This window comes from Paludisphaera rhizosphaerae (genome assembly GCF_011065895.1).
In the GTDB taxonomy this organism is placed as follows: Bacteria; Planctomycetota; Planctomycetia; order Isosphaerales; family Isosphaeraceae; genus Paludisphaera; species Paludisphaera rhizosphaerae.
Genome location: NZ_JAALCR010000018.1, coordinates 1 through 19,105, shown reverse-complemented (window position 1 = coordinate 19,105; position 19,105 = coordinate 1). Strand labels below are relative to the sequence as shown.

General features: G+C 68.5%; 13 protein-coding genes. 10 read left to right on the top strand and 3 right to left on the bottom strand.

Annotation, left to right across the window (positions count from 1 at the left end; genetic code table 11):
- Positions 1-3 precede the first annotated feature (3 nt).
- The 6 genes from G5C50_RS21640 (at position 4) to G5C50_RS21615 (ending at position 5,285) form a co-directional block, all read left to right on the top strand.
- Positions 4-831: a SprT-like family protein gene (locus tag G5C50_RS21640; RefSeq protein WP_240907309.1), complete on the top strand. Its 828-nt coding sequence runs from the start codon at positions 4-6 to the stop codon at positions 829-831.
- Between the two features lie 25 nt (positions 832-856).
- Positions 857-1,405, top strand: a complete 549-nt coding sequence (locus tag G5C50_RS21635) for a hypothetical protein (RefSeq protein WP_165072864.1) — start codon at positions 857-859, stop codon at positions 1,403-1,405.
- A gap of 227 nt (positions 1,406-1,632) precedes the next feature.
- Positions 1,633-2,175: an RNA polymerase sigma factor gene (locus G5C50_RS21630; RefSeq protein WP_165072862.1), complete on the top strand. Its 543-nt coding sequence runs from the start codon at positions 1,633-1,635 to the stop codon at positions 2,173-2,175.
- On the top strand, positions 2,172-2,774 hold the full coding sequence (locus tag G5C50_RS21625) for a hypothetical protein (protein ID WP_165072860.1): 603 nt from the start codon (positions 2,172-2,174) through the stop codon (positions 2,772-2,774). The genes G5C50_RS21630 and G5C50_RS21625 overlap by 4 nt, the downstream gene beginning before the upstream one ends.
- Before the next feature lie 31 nt (positions 2,775-2,805).
- On the top strand, positions 2,806-3,768 hold the full coding sequence (locus tag G5C50_RS21620) for a hypothetical protein (protein WP_165072858.1): 963 nt from the start codon (positions 2,806-2,808) through the stop codon (positions 3,766-3,768).
- A 455-nt stretch (positions 3,769-4,223) separates the two neighbouring features.
- Positions 4,224-5,285, top strand: a complete 1,062-nt coding sequence (locus G5C50_RS21615) for a PDZ domain-containing protein (protein ID WP_165072856.1) — start codon at positions 4,224-4,226, stop codon at positions 5,283-5,285.
- A gap of 10 nt (positions 5,286-5,295) precedes the next feature.
- Here G5C50_RS21615 and G5C50_RS21610 read toward each other — a convergent pair whose 3' ends face one another.
- A complete protein-coding gene (locus tag G5C50_RS21610; protein WP_165072854.1) occupies positions 5,296-7,212 on the bottom strand; it encodes an ABC transporter ATP-binding protein in 1,917 nt (638 codons plus the stop codon).
- A 497-nt stretch (positions 7,213-7,709) separates the two neighbouring features.
- Between G5C50_RS21610 and G5C50_RS21605 the strand changes: the two genes are divergently transcribed.
- Positions 7,710-7,955, top strand: coding sequence for a hypothetical protein (locus tag G5C50_RS21605; protein WP_165072852.1), 246 nt, complete (start codon positions 7,710-7,712; stop codon positions 7,953-7,955).
- 578 nt (positions 7,956-8,533) lie between these two features.
- On the opposite strand, the gene G5C50_RS21600 is transcribed toward G5C50_RS21605, so the two are convergent.
- Positions 8,534-17,122 (bottom strand): GH36-type glycosyl hydrolase domain-containing protein, encoded by an 8,589-nt coding sequence (locus G5C50_RS21600; RefSeq protein WP_165072849.1) that lies wholly within the window; start codon positions 17,120-17,122, stop codon positions 8,534-8,536.
- A gap of 219 nt (positions 17,123-17,341) precedes the next feature.
- Between G5C50_RS21600 and G5C50_RS21595 the strand changes: the two genes are divergently transcribed.
- Both G5C50_RS21595 and G5C50_RS21590 read left to right on the top strand, forming a co-directional pair.
- Positions 17,342-17,584: an addiction module protein gene (locus G5C50_RS21595; protein ID WP_165072847.1), complete on the top strand. Its 243-nt coding sequence runs from the start codon at positions 17,342-17,344 to the stop codon at positions 17,582-17,584.
- Positions 17,581-17,988 carry a hypothetical protein gene (locus G5C50_RS21590; RefSeq protein WP_165072845.1) on the top strand — a complete coding sequence of 136 codons (408 nt, stop codon included), beginning with the start codon at positions 17,581-17,583 and terminating at the stop codon, positions 17,986-17,988. Before G5C50_RS21595 ends, G5C50_RS21590 begins: the two co-directional genes overlap by 4 nt.
- A gap of 13 nt (positions 17,989-18,001) precedes the next feature.
- Here the strand turns inward: G5C50_RS21590 and G5C50_RS21585 are convergent, their stop codons facing one another.
- On the bottom strand, positions 18,002-18,412 hold the full coding sequence (locus G5C50_RS21585) for a TIGR02594 family protein (protein WP_165072843.1): 411 nt from the start codon (positions 18,410-18,412) through the stop codon (positions 18,002-18,004).
- Between the two features lie 94 nt (positions 18,413-18,506).
- Here G5C50_RS21585 and G5C50_RS21580 point away from each other — a divergent pair, with 94 nt between their 5' ends.
- Positions 18,507-18,947, top strand: a complete 441-nt coding sequence (locus G5C50_RS21580; RefSeq protein WP_165072842.1) for a dual specificity protein phosphatase family protein — start codon at positions 18,507-18,509, stop codon at positions 18,945-18,947.
- Positions 18,948-19,105: the final 158 nt, after the last annotated feature.

Sequence of the window (19,105 nt, the reverse complement as noted above, 5' to 3'; positions counted from 1 at the left end):
GGCATGAGCAGCCTCAGCCTGAGCCTCGGCGAGGACGACCCGCTTGGGCCTAGCCTTCGGCGGCAGGCCAAGCTGGCCTCGCTGCTGTACGCGCCCGAGGAGGCCCGCACGCGCACGCGGCGGATCTACGAGGCTCTGCTGGACGAGTCGCCCCAGGTCCGATCGGGCAACTTCACGAAGATCGCCTCGGACGATCTGGAGCGGCTGTTTCATCTCTACGATCGAGGCTTCTTCCGCGGCTTCCTGGCGGAGATGCTCCAGGAGGACCGGGCGTATCCGATGGCCTTCCGGCTCTCGCGACGGCTGACCCGCGCCGCCGGGCAGACGATCCGCCTGGTGCGCCGGATCAAGCAGGGCGGCCGGGTGGTGGATCAGCCGGAGTACGAGATCTCGGTCTCGACCACGCTGCTGTTCAACACGTTCCAGGACGTCGACCGCGAGATCGTCGTCGGCGGCCTGGTCTGCGCCGATCGGCTGGAGGCCCTCCAGCGCATCTTCGAGCACGAACTGCTCCACCTGGCCGAGTTCCTGGGCTGGGGGCGATCAAGCTGCTCGGCCGAGAACTTCCACGCCCTGTCGCGACGGATCTTCGCCCACGAAGGGGTCCGCCACGATCTGGTCACCCCTCGCGAACAGGCCGCCGAAACCTTCGGCGTCCGCGTGGGCGACGCGGTCGAGTTCCTCATGGAAGGCGCCCGTCTCCGAGGCCGCGTCAACCGCATCACCCGCCGCGCCACGGTGCTCGTCGAACACCCCTCCGGCGTCCTCTTCACCGACGGCCGCCGCTACCAGACCTTCTACGTCCCGCTGGCCCTGCTGCGGAAGCTGTGAACGTCACGTCGAGAGGCCCGACGTCATGCGTCTCGTCGAGATCACGGATCTGCCGCGGCCGGTGGGGAACTCTTTGTTCCAGGGCATGGTATTCAGCCATGGCCAGGCGGGGACTCATGCGAAGCTCAGTTATCACGTCCTGGAGCCTCCCGATCACGACCTCGACCAGCCCCCCGATCCCAATGGAATGCGCATCCGCGTGCTGAACTGTTCAACCGACGAGTGGTGCAGCGCGACGATCACGTTTTGCGGTGTTGAAAACGTGTCGGTCAAATCGTGGGACGGAGACGAGGGAACGGGCCATCCGCTCTCCACTCTTGGCCTGGGGATGAACCGCTTCTACGAGGTAGTCGACGAATCCGATCCCAAGGCGGCGAACCCCACTGCGGTCGGGGACGGCTCCGAGCCTCCGGTTCGACGATTCGCATTCGCCTTCCGAACCCGTGTTTTCGAGATTACGACCTGGTACCACAGCTACTCCGTGACCGTGGAGCGACGATCGGTCATCGACGCCTTGCACTTCTCGCTGCCGATCGAAAGTCGACGATGGCCGGATCTGGGAGATCGACGATAACCTGGGACGTGGGGTGCCATGGCCACGCTCGCGTGGCCATGAGATCGGCGACGGTCTCGCAACCCTCCCTCGCCGGTTGATGGCCACGCGAGCGTGGCCATGGCACCCAGAACGCAAAGGCCGGGAGTTAGGGCCGAGGTTTTCCGTCGAAATCCTTCTTCAGATGCAAGGCGGAGCCGGGGGGCGGCAACTATCGTTGCACCATGAGCGATGGACGCCCACAACGGATGGATTCGGACGGGCTGGACTGGGGCGGCGTGCTGGCCCGGCATGACGGCTGGCTGCGGCGCGTGGTCTCGGCCCGGCTGCGGGAGCCGCAGGGGGTGGACGAGGTGATGCAGGAGCTTGCGCTGGCGGTCGTCGCCCAGCGGGCCCCGCTGCTCGACCCCGCCCGCGTCGTCGGCTGGCTCTACAAGCTGGCGGTGCGGCAGGCTCTGATGTATCGACGTAAGGCCGGACGCGGGCGGGCCCTGATCGGCCGTTGCGCCGAGGTCCGGCCGACGACCGACGAGACGCCGGAGCCCTCGCCGCTGGCCTGGCTCCTACACGACGAACGCCGCGAGATCGTCCGCAAGGCCCTGGATCGGCTCCCCCCGCGTGACGCCGACCTGCTGGCGTTGAAGCACGGCGAGGGCTGGACGGCTCGCGAGCTGGCCGATCGCCTGGGCCTGGGAGTGCCGGCCGTCGAGGCTCGGCTCTCCCGGGCGCGGAAGCGGCTGCGAATGGAACTGGCAGATCTGGCGGGCGATTTCGAGGAGCACGAATCATGACCGAAGACCTCGACGTCCTCATCGACCGCATTGTCGGCGGCGGCCTCTCCCCGGCCGAGCTTCGCCAGGCGCTGAAGGGCGTCGCCGCCCAACCCGAGGGCTGGCGGCGCTGCACGCTGGCCTTCCTGGAGGCTCGGGCGCTCGACGAGGCTTTTCGCGAACCGGCGCCGGCGACGATTCGGCTTGCCGTCCCCGTCCCACGTCAGCGTTCATTTATGCGTCCGGCGCTGGCGGCCGCCGTCGTACTGGCTTGCTTCGCTTCGGGGTGGCTCGCCGGCCGCCGGCCGCAACAGACTACCGTTTCACCGATCGTCGCGGCCGTTCCTGCTCCCGCCCCGGAGGCTGAGCCGCCGACGCTTCCGCAACCTGAACTTCAACCTCGGTCGCAACCGAAACCGCAGCCTGCCGTGTCGGTGCCGGCGTGGGTGTTGAACCAGCCGCCGCCGGTCTCTCCCGATGCCCAGGCTGCGCTGGAGGCCCGAGGCTATCGTCTTGAACAGCATCGCCGAATCCTCGCGACCCGACTTCCCGACGGCCGCCGCGTGGTCGTCCCCGTGGATCGCGTGGGCGTCAGCTACGTCGGCGGGCAGTCGCTTTGAACCGACCCCCGGTCAATCAGGAGGACGCCCCATGCGCATTCCGTCGCTCTTCCTTGCGGGCCTGATCGTCTGCGTCGCTTCGCCCGCCGTGGTCGCGATCGCGAAGGACGAACCGACCGCGGAGCAGCGGGCCGAGGCGTGCCGTCGCCACGGGCTCGATCCGGCTTCGGCGCTCGAATCGAGGTTGAAGGAAACGCCCGCCTCGGTGCTCAAGATGTTCGCGAACCTGGGCGGGCCCGCGCCGACGGTTCACACGCTGACCGACGACGAGCGCCGCAAGCTGTCGGCCGCGTTCGAGGCGCTCACGCCGCTGCATCGTCGAATGCTCGGCGATCGGCTGCGGACGATCAGCTTTCTGGACGGCATGCCCAACACCGCGCTGACCTCGACCGTGAACCCGGACGAGCCCTATCGATTGTTCGACATCACCATCCGGGCCTCGGTCATGGGCGAGACCGCGACCGAATGGCTGACGCAGAAGGAGCAAACCTGCTTCGACGCCGCCGGTTCGCCGAAGAGCGTCGCCGTGGAGGCCGGGGACCTCGACGCCCTCGCCTTCGCGCTCCTCCACGAGGCGACCCACGTCGTCGACGCGTCGCTGGGCCTCACCCCGCGCTCGGACGAAGCCCCGGCGACCGAGTTCACCCGCGACGTCTGGGAAGGCCGCCTCACGCACGCCCCCCGCTTCCGCGACCCGCTGCTGGAGGGACTTCGCTACCGCCGAGGGGGAGGCGTCCTCCCCGTGGACCGGGCCGAGGCCGCCTACCAGGCCCTCCGCAAGACGCCCTTCGTCTCGCTCTACGGCAGCAGCAACTGCCACGACGACATCGCCGAACTGGTCGCCGTTCGTCACTGGACCGAAGTTCTCAAGCAACCCTATCGCATCGTCGTCCGCGAGGACGGCCGCGACGTCTCGACCTACGAGCCCATGAAGTCGGACCTCGTCCGCGGACGGCTCAACCTCCTGCGGCGGTTCGAAGAGGCCGGCGGCTGAAACCGGGCTCGCCGAACCATCCAGCCGCCCAGACTACGAAATTCGGGCCGTGCAGGCCGCCGAGGTCGCGCGACGCGCCTTGCCGAAACTCCCTCGCGAGGCTCCGACAGGCCTCCCTTCTCCCACCGGGGGAGAAGGGACGTTGTCGACGGTTTCTGAATGGGTATGCGCTAAGTGACTGTCCCGTAAATCGAACGGCGTTGTTCCGACGTCTTCCCCCCTTGAGGGGGAGACAGACCGCGAAGCGGTCAGATGAGGGGGACGACCGGCGTAGCATTGAGAACGACCCGTCGAACGCACGTCCGACGGCGGTCGTCCCCCTCATCCGGCCCTTCGGGCCACCTTCCCCCTCCAGGGGGGAAGGCCGTTGTCTGCTCACTTATGGCTGAGTCCATAAGACGTCCCCTTCCGGCTTTCGTTCTGCAGCATCCTCATTCGTCCCAGGAGATCGACAGATGATCCTTTCACTCGCATGTTCGTTGCTTGCCTTTTTCGCCCCGATGAGCCCTCCGGAGGAACCTCGTCAGCCGAAGGTCGTCGACAAGCCGGTGGAGGCGGTGTTTGGATACACAACCCCTGCACACGGGCAGGCCTCGGTCTACGAGTGGAGTAACGCCGTCCCGCTGAACGGCAATTTCGTCCTGGCGTCAGACGGTCCCAGCCTGACGCTGGAACCGCTCGACGACGCGACCCGCGCTCAACTTCCGGCCATGAACGGTCGCGGCCTGGTGGCGTCCTCGGTCCGGGAGGGGGGGCCCGCCTGGGAGGCGGGGATCCGGCCGCAGGACGTGTTGACCTCGCTGAACTCCCAGCCGTTGAGCGACCCCATCGACCTCGACCGCCTGCTGAAGAAGGCCGGCGACGAACCCGTCACGTTGACTCTGCTGCGGAAGCGGAAGCCCGTCGAACTCAAGGTCCGGTCCCAGGTTCACGTCGAACTCGGGCCGGTGGGCGACGATGAGCCCAAGCACTGGATCGGCGCTTCGGTCGAGGCGATCCCCGCGGCGCTTCGGGCCCAACTGGAGCTTCCCGAGGATCGGGGCCTGGCCGTCTCCCGGCTCGTCGAGGACGCTCCAGCCGCGAAGGCGGGCCTGAAGGTTCACGACGTCGTTCTGACCATCGACGGCGCTCCTATCGCCGACGGCCCCGCCATGATCGAGCGCGTTTCCAAGGCGGGCGACAAGCCGTTGACCCTGGAAATCCTCCGTGCCGGCGAACGACGAACCGTGACCGTCACGGCCGAGAAGCGGCCGACGTTGGATCAGGTCGGCATGGAAAACCGCGTCCGGGTCTGGCAGTCCCCCGGAGTGAAGACCAAGTTCGTCGACGTATTCCGCCCCGGCGCCGTGGTCGGCTCGGATGCGGATGGATTCCAGGTCAAGGTTTTCGATTCCAAGCTGCAGGACGTCCCGGCCGACACCGCCGCCGAGGCCAGGAAGGACCGGATCGAAGCCGAGATCAAAGCGCTCCGCGACGCCGTGGAGTCGCTCCGAAAGGCGCTTGAAGCGAAGAAGTGACCTCCCAGCCTCACGCCTCGCCGCGCTCGATGGCCTCCACGACGTCGGCCGGCGCGGCGGGGTCGGGGATCTCGGGCTCCGGAGGGGCGTCGAGTCGGCCCATCTCGGCGGATCGGACGAGGTCGGCGAAGGCGCCGTCGGCCCGGACGAGTTCGCCGTACTTGCCGTTCTCAACGACCCGGCCGTCCTCGAAGACGAGGATCCGGTCGGTGTCCAGCAGCGTCGTCAAACGGTGGGCGACGAGGATCACCGTGCGGTCCGCCCGGGCGGCGTCGACGGCCTGCTGGACGCGGCGCTCGCTGATGTTGTCCAGGGCGGACGTCCCCTCGTCGAGGATCAGGATCGGCGGGTTCTTGAGGAAGATCCGGGCGAGGGCGATCCGCTGGCGTTGACCTCCCGAGAGGTTCTGCCCGCGCTCGGCGACCCTGGCCTTGTAGCCGCCGGGCATCATCATGATCTCGTCGTGAATGCAGGCGGCCTCGGCGGCGGCCTGGATCCCCTCCGGAGTCGGGTCCTTGCAGCCGTAGGCGATGTTCTCGGCGATCGTCCCCGTGAAGACGAACGGGTTCTGGCCGACGTAGCCGACCATGTCGCCGATCGACTCGCGTGTGACGCTCTCCAGCGGAACCCCGCCGAACCAGACCCGGCCGGACGTGGGGTGCACCAGACGCATCAGGACTCGCAGCCAGGTCGTCTTGCCGCAGCCGGAACGACCGGCCATGCCGATCGTCTCGCCGTGGCGGATCACCAGCGAGAGCCCGTCGAGCGCCCGCCGGCCCCCCTCGATGGTCCTGGGATACTGGACGCTGACGTCGTCGGCCACGAAGACCGGCTCCCCCAGCGCCAGGACGGGCGTCCTGGGATCGACCGGCTTGAACGAGGGGTCGATCGGCTCGCGCAACAGGCCGATGAGGTCGCCTACCCTCAGGCTGCTCTCGTGGGCCTCGTCGATGAACCGGTGGACCTCGTTCAAGGGAGCCATCACGTTCAGGTACAGGACGGAGAAGGTGAAGATGTCGCCGACGTTGATCCGGCCGTGGATGTACAGGTAGACCGCCAGCGCCAGGACGACCAGGTGGAAGAAGCCCTCGTTGAGCGCCTTGCCGCAGCCGAACAACGACATCTGGAAATGGTGCTTCAACTCCTTCGACCGTCGCCGCTCGGCCGCCTTCGCCACCCGGGCGATCTCCCGCCGGTGCGTATTGGAGGCCCGGACGTAGTCGATGCCCGAAAGCTGCTCGACGACCGTGCCGTCCATGCGCTCACGGGTTCGGAGAAGGTCGAGCCGCACTCCCTTCTGGGTGACGATCTGGGCGACCGTTAGGCCCAGGGAAATCGGAACGACCCCGAGCATCGCCAGAGCGACCCACGGCTGCTGCGTCAGAACGTAGAAGACCGCGAAGCCCCCCGTGAACAGCGCGGGGACGAAATCGAGAAAGCTGATGCGCAGGAATCGGACGAAGCCTTCCGCGCTGCGGGTGATGCGTCCGTACAGGGCGCCGACCTGATCCTGGGCGATCGAGGCCAGGTCCACCTTCATCAGGTGGGCGACCAGCCGCACGCACATGTCCTTGTCGATCCGGGTGCAGGCCCGTTCGACGAGATAGCGGCGGAGGACGTTCATCGTCTCGCGGACGAGATAGCCCAGGCCGATCAGCGTCAGGTAGAACGCCGCGGCGCGGGCGACGACCTCGGCCGGGGGACGAGTTCCGTCCTCGGCCGGCGAGATGGCGCTGACCAGCTTGCCCAGGAAGACGGCGGCGGCCGTCCCGCCGGCGCTGGCCAGGCCCATGACGATCAGGGCCATCCCCAGCGAGACCTTGTGCGGCCAGGGGACCAGCCGCCAGACCTGCCTTCCCCGGCGGCGGATTCGGCCCAGCTCACGCCCGACCTCTCGCAGCCGCTTCGCCACGCTCTCTCGCGCCATCGGTTTGACCGCCCTTGGGCTCGCCTGAATCTGTGAAAACCGCCTCGTCGGCGCGGGAGGCCGATCGGGGGCGAGTCCGGCCGGCTCGCCGCGTTCGTCACCCTGGGTATGGTACGGCCCGCCCCGCCCGCGGTGCGAGTCGTACCGCCGGGAGATCGGCCGATTTTCTTAAGAAAGCTGAGTCGGTGCCTCCATCCTACCAAGGCGTTTCCTAGTATTTGGAAAACCGCGCGGAAGTCTCCCACGCTTGGGCCGGAATTCGCGTACTAAACTTGTGGAGCGATGGGGGGCGTCCGATCCCGATCGCACCCAGGCCCGAGGAGACGCCGATGGATCCGGCGGCCCAACCCCGCTGAAGTCCCCGACGTCTCGCACATCGCCTTCTCCGGCCGGCCTGTCGTTCCTTCGGCGCGCCGTTTGCAATACGCTCTGTAGGAGGCGGTTATCCGCCAGGTCTTGCAGGAGGTTTCCTTTCCATGTTTTCAAGAGAGGGTTACTTGAGTCCCGTGTTGATCGCCACCGACGTCACCGCCGCTGCTCCTTCCGTGGACCTCGTCGCACCCCGCCGCGAGCCCCTGGTCGCGCGACGGTCCCCCGCGCCTCGTGAAGAGGCCCTGGTGGTCGACGAACGGTCAGGCCAGCGTCCCGCCTGCGTGGTCGAGTCCAAGCTCACCCGTCTGTTGAAAGAAGCCTCGCTGCCCGCCAGCCGCCTCCAGATGCGCGCCATGCTCAAGGCGCGTTGATCGATCCGCCGCGGCTGATCTCCCGCTCACGCACATCACCCTGACGGAAACGTCACGGGATCTTCTTTTCGACCGTCGTCGTCGCGACTCTCCCCGCGACCCCGTCGGCCGCGTCAGGAATCTTTTTCGACCGCCGTCGCGGCCGCCGTCCGCTCCCTACACTCGGGAGGCTGACGACGGCTGCGACCGCGCGCGGGCTTGAAACGGAAACGAGTGTGAAGTCCCCTCTCCCGCCAAGCTGACGACCCGACGCATTTACGGCGGCGGCGATCAAGACGTCTTCCCCCCTGGAGGGGGAAGACAGACCGCGAAGCGGTCAGATGAGGGGGATGACCACCGTCGCATGCGCATTCGAGCCTTGCCGTGAACGCGGAGCCGATCCCCCCTCATCCGGCCCTTCGGGCCACCTTCCCCCGCGAGGGGGGAAGGCCGTTTGGTTCGCTACTCCTGAATAAATGTCGGGTCGTCAGCCCGCCGGGAGAGGGGACCTGGTTTTTTGGCCGGCTTCGGTTCAACGCACCCTCATCGTGGGCCCGCGTCGCGTCTGCTGAGACAATTCCAGGCGGTTTGCGCAGAAATCATGCATTCGCGACAGCCTCATCAAATGGAGACATAAAAACCTCCACATGATGATGATTTCCGTCGTCGGACAGAGGGATGCCGCCGGCTGTGACGGCGGCGCCGTCGATGCTGATTCGCGTCCGTCCGCGTTCGCACCCCTGGGGGTTACGGACGTGGATTTCATAGGCCGTCCGGCCGTGGCGGTAATCGATCTTAAACTCAGTCCACGATGCGGGGATGCAGGGCTCGATCCGCAGGAGGTCGCCCTGACGCTGGAGGCCGAGGATGGATTCCAGGCCCGCCTGGTAGAGCCAACCGGCCGCGCCGGTGTACCACGACCAGCCCACGCGGCCGATGTGGGGAGCAATGCCGAAGACGTCCCCGGCCAGGACGTACGGCTCGCCTTTGTAAATCAGAAGATCGTTCTTACAAAGTGCGTGGTTGATCGGGTTGAGGTGTTGGAACAATTTTAGGGCCGTTTCGCCCCGCCCGAGACCCGCCGTCGCCTGGACCACCCAGGCCGCCGCGTGGCTATATTGGGCTCCGTTCTCCCGGGTGCCGGGGACGTAGCCCTGGATGTAGCCGGGGTTCGGCCGGGACTGGTCGAACGGCGGCGCGAGCAGCAGGACGACCCGGTCGGCGTCGAGGACGAGCTGCGACTCGACGGCGTCCATGGCCTGGGCCGACCGCGCTGAGTCGCCGCCGGCGAGAACCGACCACGACTGCGGCAGCGAGTCGATCCGGCACTCCTGGGCCCCGGCGGTCCCCAGCGGGGTGCCGTCGTCGAAGTAGGCTCGGCGGTACCACGAGCCGTCCCACCCGGCCTCCTCGACGGCCTTCGCCAGCGCGTCGGCCTCGGAGCGCCAGCGAGACGCCCGTTCGGTCTCGCCGCGGGCCTCCGCGATGGGGGCGAACCGCCGTAGAACGACCATCAGGAACCAGGCGAGCCAGACGCTTTCGCCCTTCCCCTCGACGCCGACCCGGCTCATGCCGTCGTTCCAGTCGCCGCCCCCCATCAGCGGCAGGCCGTGCTCGCCACGGGGGCTCGACCGGTCAAGCGCCCGGGCGCAGTGCTCATAGAGCGAGGCTCCGCCGGGGGCGTCGTCGGGGAGGCGGTAGTCGTCCTCCTGCCCGGCGGCCAGTTCCGGGGCCTGGAGGAAGCCGACCGTTTCGTCGAGCGCTGTCAGGTCGCCGGTCGTCTCGACGTACCGCGAGGCGACGAAGGGGAGCCAGAGGTAATCGTCGGAGTATCGCGTTCGGACGCCCCGTCCCTCGGGCGGATGCCACCAGTGCTGGACGTCTCCTTCGACGAATTGTCGAGAAGCGTGCAGCAGGACCTGCTTCCTGGCCAGTTCGGGAGCGGCGTGCAGCAGCGAGAGGACGTCTTGGAGCTGGTCGCGGAAGCCGAACGCGCCGCCCGACTGGTAGAACGCCGTGCGTCCCCAGAGGCGGCAGCTCGTCGTTTGGTAGAGCAGCCAGCGGTTGAGGAGCAGGTCGAACGAGGGCTCCGGCGTGTGGACCTGCACGACGCCGAGCAGGTCGTCCCAGCGAGCCTTCGACTGCTGGAGAGCCCCGGCGGCGCCGAGGTCGCGGACGTGGGCGATCGCGTCCCGCACCTGGGAAGGAGCGTCGGCCCATCCCAAAAGGAAGACGATTTCGAGCGTCTCGCCGGGGCCGAGGTCGAACTTCGTCTGCACCGCGCCGCAGGGGTCGAGGCCGCCGCCGACGAGGCCGGAAAGCTCCACCTGGCCGAGCGCCGCGGGGCTGGCGATGGAGCCGTGGCGGCCGAGGAACTCGCTCCGATCGCCGGTGACGGTTCGCGGCCGGCGGTCGACGTCCAGGAACGCGACGCCGTCGGCGAACTCGTCCCGGAAGCTGTTGCGGGCCGTGAGCGCCCCGCTCTCGGGGTCGAGCGTCGTGACGACGTGCATCGCCGTGCGGTCGCGGTTGGTCCCAAGGACCCACTCGGCGTAGAACGTCGCGGAGAGCTTCCTGGCGGCCTCGCCGGGGTTTTCGACGCGCAGCCGCAGGTACTTGATCGGCTTTTCCGGATCCATGAAGACGTCGAGCCGCTGGCGCAGGCCGTGGCAGTTGCGCTCGAACGTCGTATAGCCCTGACCGTGCCGGACGAGGACCGGGGATGCGCCCGGGATGGGGAGGGGAGTAGGGCACCAGACCTGGCCGGCTTCCTCGTCGCGGAGGTAGATCACCTCCGCGGAAGGATCGCCGATCGGGTCGTTGCTCCAGGAGGTCAGCCGGTTCATCTGGCTGTTCCCCGCCCAGGTGCACTGGGAGCCGGCCTCGGTGACCAGGAAACCGGCCGAGGGATTGGCGACGACGTTGCTCCAGGGTAGGGGGGGCAGCGCCGGGCGAGGGATCGCCTGGCCGCGCGGGGGGGCGTCGATCAGGACGACGTACTCGCGGCCGTCGGCCGTGAAGCCGCCCAGACCGTTGTCGAAGAGTAGCCCCTCGGGAGCGGCGACAGGCTCGTCGCGCCAGGCCGCGGCGTGGGGCGCGGCGGTCAACGGCTCGGGAAGCTCAGGGGTCCAGTCGACCCCTTCAAGTTGTTCGGCGAGCGTTCCCGCGGCGGCGTCGAAGGCGACGCGGGCCGAGGCCAGAAGCGCCCCGCGCGACGGGGGATCGAGGGTCGCCCCGGGGACGACGTGGAGTCCGGCCGGCTGGTTCAGGCGGTCGGCGACGCCGGCCTCGCGAGCCAGCCCGGCGATCGCCTCGCCCAGACCGGAGCCCGGCGAGTCGTCCAGGAAGACGAGCGAGACGTCGAGGCCCTTCTGTCTCAGATAGGCCTGGGCCGAAACGAGCTGGCGGGCCATCGACAGCCCGCTGGCCTCGGTGAGCCGCAGCACGACCATGGGGAAGCGCAGGTCGATCCCCAGCCGGCCGACGGGGCCCGGCGACGGACCGTCGGCATCCCCAGTGGTGGTCCGGGCGCGGAGGGCTGGACCGGCGAAGATCAGATACGAGGCCAGTCGCTGGAACAGGTGGGCCTCCTCGACGGACCAGGCGCGCTGACCGTGCTCGGCCTGACGCTGGGCCCAGGCCAGCTCGAAGGCTCGCGCCGAGGCGCTCGGCCCGTGGTACTGGTCGGCCAGGGCGACGACCCCCGCACGGCTCTCGGAGACGGCCGTGGTGTAGGCCAGGACGACCATGCCGCCCGGCGCCAGAACCATCCGGCGGCGGAGGCTGAAGATCGGATCGAGCACCGGGCCGACCGTCCCCGTCGGGATTTCGCCCGGATCGAGCGCTGCGGGGTCGGCGACGGAGCGGCCGCGACCCAGGAACCGGGCGCGATCGGTCTCATAACCGACCTCGCCGACGAGCTTGCAGCCGGCCGCCGTGGCGTCGACGGCCAGGACGTGCGTGGCCCACAGCGTTTTCTCGTGGGGTGATCGCGGCCGGCGGCGGGCGAGCAGGGCCGTCGAGCCGGGGAGCCATTCGGTTTCCAGGAACAGCTTCAGGAAGGCCGGATGGGCCAGGTCGGCGTCGTGCGGCGCCAGGACGACCTCCGCGTAACTGACGACCTCCAGTTCCCGCGAGGTCGGCCCGTGGTTGACCAGCGTGAGCCGGCGGACCTCGGCGAGCTGTTCCGGCGAAACGGCGACTTCCAGCAGGCTCTCGATTCCGCCGACCCGGCGGCGAATCGTGGCCTTGTCGGCGGCGAAGACGATCTCGTCCTCATCGGCCGGACGGCAGGTCGGCTGGAACCCGGCCGACCAGAAGGCACCGGAGGCCGTGTCGCGAATGTAGAGGAACTGGCCGTAGGCTTCCCGCGAGGAGTCCTCCCGCCAGCGGGTCACGTCCATCCCCCGGCAGGTGCTCGCCCCTGAGCCGGCGTTGGTGAGCATCACATGATACTGGGCGTTCGACAGCAGGTGCGTCCGGGGCGCGACGGTCATCGGCGTGCTCAGCCTTCGACTGAGGAAGCTCGGCGCGGCGGGACGCTCGGGGGCGGACGCGAGGTCCTCCTCGGAGGCGGCCGCGGCGGCGGCGGCTTCTTCGGTCTCGGCCTCCATGTCGACCAGCGGGGTGTCGCGGGGGATCCGTTCCTGCAGGAGCAGTTCGTTGGCGCGGACCATCGGTTCGGCGTGGAACCGCCGGGGCATGATATCGCCCAGCAGCTTGTTGGTCGCGGCCACCAGGCTCATCCCCTGGTGGTGGCTCATGTACGACCGGCAGACGACCGACTTCTGTCCAGGCGGAAGCCGGTCCGGGGTGTAGTCGATGGCCTCATACCAGCCGTAGGCGCCTTCGCCCCCTTCGGCCGTGAGCCGCTTGAGGTTCTCGACGGCCGCGCCGGGCTCGATCATCGTCGCCATCGCCGTGGCGTAGGGGGCGATGACGCGATCCTCGTCGAGCCCCTGCTTGAGTCCCAGGCCGGGGGTGCCGAACGCCTGGTAGCGGTAATCTCCCTCCGGGTACTGGGCCGAGAAGGCGGATTCCGAGATCCCCCATGGCAGGCCCAACTGTCGACCGTACTCCCGCTGACGGGCGACGGCGGTGCGGATGGCCTCGGAGAGGACCGTGTTGGGGAGGCTCTTCAGGAGCAGCCGGGGCATCAGGTACTCGAACATCGTCCCGCCCCAGGAGATCAGGCCGATGCTGCCTGCGGAGCGGACGAACGGTCGGCCGAGCTGGAACCAGTGCTTGCGAGGGGCCTCGCCACGGCAGATCGTCAGGTAGCTGGTCAGGCACGACTCCGACGCCAGCAGGTCGTAGCAGGCGCCGTCGAGCCTCCCCTGAGACAGGTTGCAGCCGATCGTGTAGAGATTCCGCTCCTTCTTGTAGAGCGGACGGAAGTCCATCGCCCGGCCCATCGCCTCGGCGCGATCGGCCAGCGAAACCATCCGCGAGGCCAGCGTCGAGGCCGCCGCCCGCGAGCCCGCCAGCGTCATGAGCGTGGGGACGGGGCCGGACTCCTGGCCGGCCAGCGATTCCAGGTTGCGGCGGTGGTCGACCGCCTGCTCCAGCAGCTTGCGGAGCCAGGTCTGGGCCGTCGCCAGGTCGCCGGAGCGGTCGCTCGCGGCGATCTCCTCTTCCAGCCGGCCCGCCTCATCCTCGACGCGGTCGAGCCAGGCCCGCCAGCCGGGGAGGTCGGTCGGCGTCGGGGCGTCGAGCAGGGCCTTCAACCGGGAGCCGTCCACGACGCCTGACTCGGTCGCCAGCCCGAGCACGTCGGACAGGCCGTGGGCCACCTCGGGGCCGATGACCGGCGTTCGGGTTTTCTCGATCAGGGCCTGCCGCAGGGCCACCAGGCAGCCCAGCATGTTGCCGCTGTCGACCGTTGAGACGTACAGCGGCGGCAGCGGGGCGAGGGTCCGCGTGTTGTACCAGTTGTAGAAGTGTCCCCAGTGCCGCTCCAGTCGGTCGAGCGTGTCGAACGTCCGCTCCAGACGGTCGACCAACGTCCCGAGCGAGAGGAAGCCCAGGTCGTGGGCGGCGGTCGTCGAGAGGAGCAGCAGCCCCTTGTTCGTGGGGGACGTCCGGTGCGCCACGCGGGCGTCGGGGACTTCCTGGAAGTTGTCGGGCGGGAGCCAGTGGTCCTCCTCGCCGACGAAGGTCTCGAAGTACCGCCAGGTCTTTCGAGCCAGCCGTCGCAGGGCGCGGATCTCTTCGGTCGTCAGGGGGTGCTCGGTCGTCGGCAGGGGCCGGCTGATGAGGAACGCCACGAGCGGCGAGAGGATCCAGGCCAGCAAGATGGGCGCGGCGACCCAGAGAGCGCCGGGCCGGAGCCAGGCGACGGCCGCCCCGATCACGAGGGCCGTCGCCGACGCCTGCCACATCGACCTGACGAACGAGCCGAGATCGCCCCCCAGTCGTTGTTCGGCGGCCGCGGCGGTCTCCCATTCGAGCATCCGCTTGCCGCTGACGTACTGGCGGTAGAGCGTGCGGCAGACGGCGTCGACGGCTGACCGCGCCTGGTCGGGGAGGAACGCCAACGAGAGGAGAGCCTGACCTCCCATCGCCGGGATTGCGTCCAGGCCCCCCTTGAACGGGCTGATCGAGCCGCTGCGGATCGAGCCGACCACAGCCGCCGTGAACCACTTGAGGAGCGGCTGCGCCTGAACCAGCAGGGCGACGGCCGTCCAGAGCCAGGGCGAGCCCGGCATGACCGTCCACCCCAGGGCCAGCATCAAGACGACGGCCGGCGGCGTGAGGCTGCGCCGAAGATTGTCCAGCAGCTTCCAGCGCTCGAGGGCGGGCAGGGGGTTGGGCCGCGACTTCCCTTCGGGCATCGGGACGGACGGCGTGATCCAGGGCAGGAGCTGCCAGTCGCCTCGGATCCAGCGGTGCTCGCGGCGGGCGTAGGCGTGGTAGCGCGCGGGGAAGTCGTCGAAGACCTCGGTGTCGCTGAGCAGCCCGCAGCGGACGTAGTTGCCCTCGATCAGGTCGTGGCTGAGGATCCGGTTCTCGGGGAAGATGTGGCCGACCGCCCGTTCGAAGGCGTCGATGTCGTACACGCCCTTGCCGGTGAAGCTGCCGACGCCGTACAGGTCCATGTACGAGTCGGACGCGGCCGTGGAGTAGGGATCGATGCCGCCGCCCGAGGCCAGCAGCCGGGCGAAGTACGAGTGCGTCGCGGCCGTCAGGTGGAAGCTCACCCGAGGCTGGAGCACGCCGTAACCTTCGAGGACCCGGCCGCTCACCGGGTCATACAGCGGGCGGTTCAGCGGGTGGGCGATCGTCCCCACCATCCGGCCGGCGGTGTCGCGGGGCATCTGGGTGTCGGAGTCGAGCGTGATGACGAACCGGAACTTCGGCAGGGTCGAGGGATCGGCGCTGAAGACGTTGTAGCTGCCGACCGGCCCGCCGCGGAGGATGTTGTTGAACTCCGACAGCTTGCCGCGCTTTCGCTCCCAGCCCATCCACGAGCCCTGCGACTCATTCCACAGCCGTCTGCGATGGAAGAGGAAGAACAGGTCGTCCCCCTTCGCGCGGCCGTAACGCTCGTTGAGGGCCCGAACGCGCGCCAGGGCGTCGTCGATCAGGGACTGATCCTCGGGCATGTGCTCGGCGGGGGCGTCGGCGAAGTCGGTGAGCAGGGCGAACCGCAGGTTGGGGTCGGGGTTGGTGAGGTAGTGGATCTCCAGGCGCTCCAGCAACCCCTCGGCGTGGTGGGCCTTCACCAGCATCGTCGGGATGACGACGAACGTCCGGTATTCGTCGGGGATCCCCTTCTTGAATTCCAGCTTGGGGAGGACCCGAGGCGGCACGAACAGCGTCAGGACGTGGTTGATGAAGCCGACGGCGACCTCGCCCACCGGCAGCGCCAGCAGCGCGAGGACCCCCAGCAAGGCTCCGACACCCAGCGACAGTCCCCCGGCGAACCACGTACAGACGGCGGCGATCAGCAGCCAGACCAGCACGATCGAGCCGAAGTAGACGACGTTGGGATGGGCGCGGACCGTCTCTAGCAGCCAGACCCGCCATGGGGGCCGGTAGGGGAAGTGGGACCGCAGCGTCTTGAGGCCGTCGTCGATCAGCCAGAAGCCGACGTGGCCGCGGCGGTGGTCGGCCGGGTCGGCGGCCGCGGCCAGCTCGACGGCCTTCTGCGCGACGGCCAGCTCGTCGGCCTTCGCGCCTCGGGCGACCTTCTCGACCGACTTCCGGTAGCGGTCGCAGGTGGGGAAGTCTTGCTGCGGGTAGTAGCCGGAAGGGTCCTTGAGCAGGATCTTCTGGACGGGGCTTTGCTGCTCGAAGAAGGCGTTCCAGTCAATGGCCGAGAGCAGCCGGAGCGTCACCACGCTGTTGCCGACGGTCACCTGGTTGGCCGCCTGGCGGTGGTTCTCGCGCTCGACGACGGCGTCGACGTCCACCCCCTGATTTTGGAGGAGGTCGCCGACGACTTTGGCCGAGGGCGCCTTCGATTCGCTCGTGCGGGGGGCCTGCATCAGCCGGGCGACGAACGGGCCGGAGGTCTCGGCGAGGGGGGGACGCTCGTTTTCGTCGGCCTCGAGCCATTCGTCGGCGCGGCGGCGCTCCCGCCACGACCAGGCCATCTCCTCGGCCAATCGACGGAGATTCTCCAGCAGGACGAGGCGGAGCATCGTCGGCAGCGCCCAAAGCTCGCCGATGGTCAGCCCGGCCTTCTCCTGGAAGGCGGCGACGAAGCGGTGGATCCGCGCCTCGTCAAACTCGCCGTCGGTATGGGCGGTCAGCGAGACGGCAATGGCGTAGACGCGGGGATACGTCTTCAGGGGCGTGGCCGAGAGCTTGGGCAGGACCGCGTCATAGCCCGAGGGCATGTCGCGGCGGACCTCCTTGATGACGTCGTCGACGATGTGGAAGTTGTCCAGAAGCCACTCGACGTCGATGCCGTGCGCATGGACGTCGCCGCTTTCGATCCGCTCGTGGACGCGCTCCAGAACCTTGGCGTTGTCGGCGAACCGGCGCAGGAGCGGGCTGACGGAGGACCTTGGCGGGAAGGTCGTCGCGACGTCGGCCAGCTCGCGCGCGCGACGCTCCAGCCGCTCAACGCCCAGCAGTTCGCCGCGGATCGGCCCGGTCCGTCGGGGGTCCAGCAGTGCGATCCACGATCCATCCCCGGCGTCGATGGCCGACGCGGGCTCGTCCTTGTACGTTGCACTCATGGCCGTCGTTTCCCACCCCGGAGACCCCGCCCGCCGGGCCGACCTCGCACCGACCCCGGCAGCCACGCGGCCGCACCCCTCCATTCTACCAGATCGTCCGGCTTGCACGAGTCAGGGCCGGTTGGCGGCCTGGGATGGGTAGGCGAAGCGAGGTATGATGGATCGTAAGGAGGGGTCGTTCCCAGTCAGCGTTTACGAATCCCTGACAGAGGGGTACGCATGGACCTCAAGTCCGTTCTGTCCGAAGTGCAAGCCTGGCCCCCAGAGGACCGCCTTCGGCTGATCGAGGAAGTCTGGGACAGCCTGGCCGACGACGAATCCGGGCCTGAACTTACGCCGGAACTCAGGGATCTCCTCGATCGCCGCCTGGCGGCCCTCGAAGCCGAGCCCGACGGGGGCGTCACCTGGGATGAGATCAGGCAACGGTATCGGACGGCTCGCAAGCCCAGGAGTGTGGGGTGAGCCCCGTCCGCTGGCTGTTCGCCCCGCAGGCCGACCCGACGCCCCGGCGCACCATCCTTTGGTGGGAGGTCCGTCGACTACCGGTCAACCTGGTGGTCGGCGCGTACGGGGTCGTCTGTCTGGCGATCTTCTTCTGGGGGCTCTCGGGCAGCGGCGAGTTGAAGCCCGGCGAGGACGCGGTTGAGCCGCTGGCCCTGCTCGCCGCTCCGATCATGTTTGACGTCTGCTATACGTTGGGCTGGGTGGTTGAGGCGTTGGCGCGGCGAAGCCATCCCGACCTGCCCCGCTGGCTCGGGCCGCTTCTCATGGCCCTGGGTCTGGCGTTTTCGCTGGCGGTCGTTACGATGCCTGCTGCGTTCTGGGGCGGCTATCGGTGTTTACAGATCGTCGGTGGGACGGAATAGTCGGGCCCGTCAGTCAGTCCTTCGGCCCCGGCCAGCGGTAGCCGAGGAGGTCGGACTTGGAGCGGGGGGCGATCGAGACGGTGTTGGACTGGTTGCCCCCCAGGACGACGATCTTGTCCCCCTCGGTGCGGACGAAGAAGCCGACGTGGCCCTGCCAGTTGCTGGTCCCGCGCTTGAAGACGACGACGCAGCCGTAGCGGGGTTCCTCGATGGGCTCGCCCCACTTCAGCCACGAGCGCGCCAGGGCGGAGTTCGTCCCCTTCTTGCCGGCGTGGATCATCACCCAGTTGGCGAAGGCCGGGCACCAGGGGGTCTCGTCCGTCTTGTACTGGGTTCCGCAGGTGGCCAGGTATTCGAGGACGCGAGGGTTGTGCTCGTCCCCCGGCTTCTCCTGCTGGCCGATCTCCACCTTCGCAATGTTCATCCAGGGGGCTTCGTCGGGCATTCGCGGTCGGCCTTTCGGGTTGGGATTGTATACTGACGAGGGCGAAATCCATCCTCGTCGAGAGTCGCTTTCGATGTTGAGACGCATCCCCGATTCGCCGCTGGCGCTGGCCCCGGCGGCGATGCTTCGCGAGACGTCGGCTCTGGCCGAAGCGGGCGTCGAGGCGGTCGTCGATCTGGCGCTCAACGAGCGCCCGACCTTGGTGGGGCGGGAGTTGGTCGCCTGCCGGTTCCCCCTGATCGACGGCGAGGGAAACCCGGACTGGCTGTTGCGTATGGCGGTAAGGGTCGTCGCGGACCTGATCCGAGAGAAGGTTCCGACGCTGGTTTGCTGCGGCAACGGCATGAGCCGGTCGCCGGCCGTCGCCGCGGCGGCCCTGGCGATCGCCCGAGGGATTGCGCCGGAGGAGGCGCTGGCTCTTGTCGCCGCTGTCGGACCGGCCGACGTTTCGACCGGGCTGTGGCGTGACGTTCGGGCCGTAGCCATCAGCCTGCGTTCTGATTCGTTCGAGTGATCCAGTCCAGGAGTGTTGCCACGATCAAGGTCGTCATGCCGACCAGGAATGCCTTGGGGACCAGGGAGATACTCGTTGATCGACCAACCAGCATGCCCGCCGCAAATCCACCCATGCCGACGAGAAGCCTTCGGGCTTGTTGGTTCATGATTCTCCCC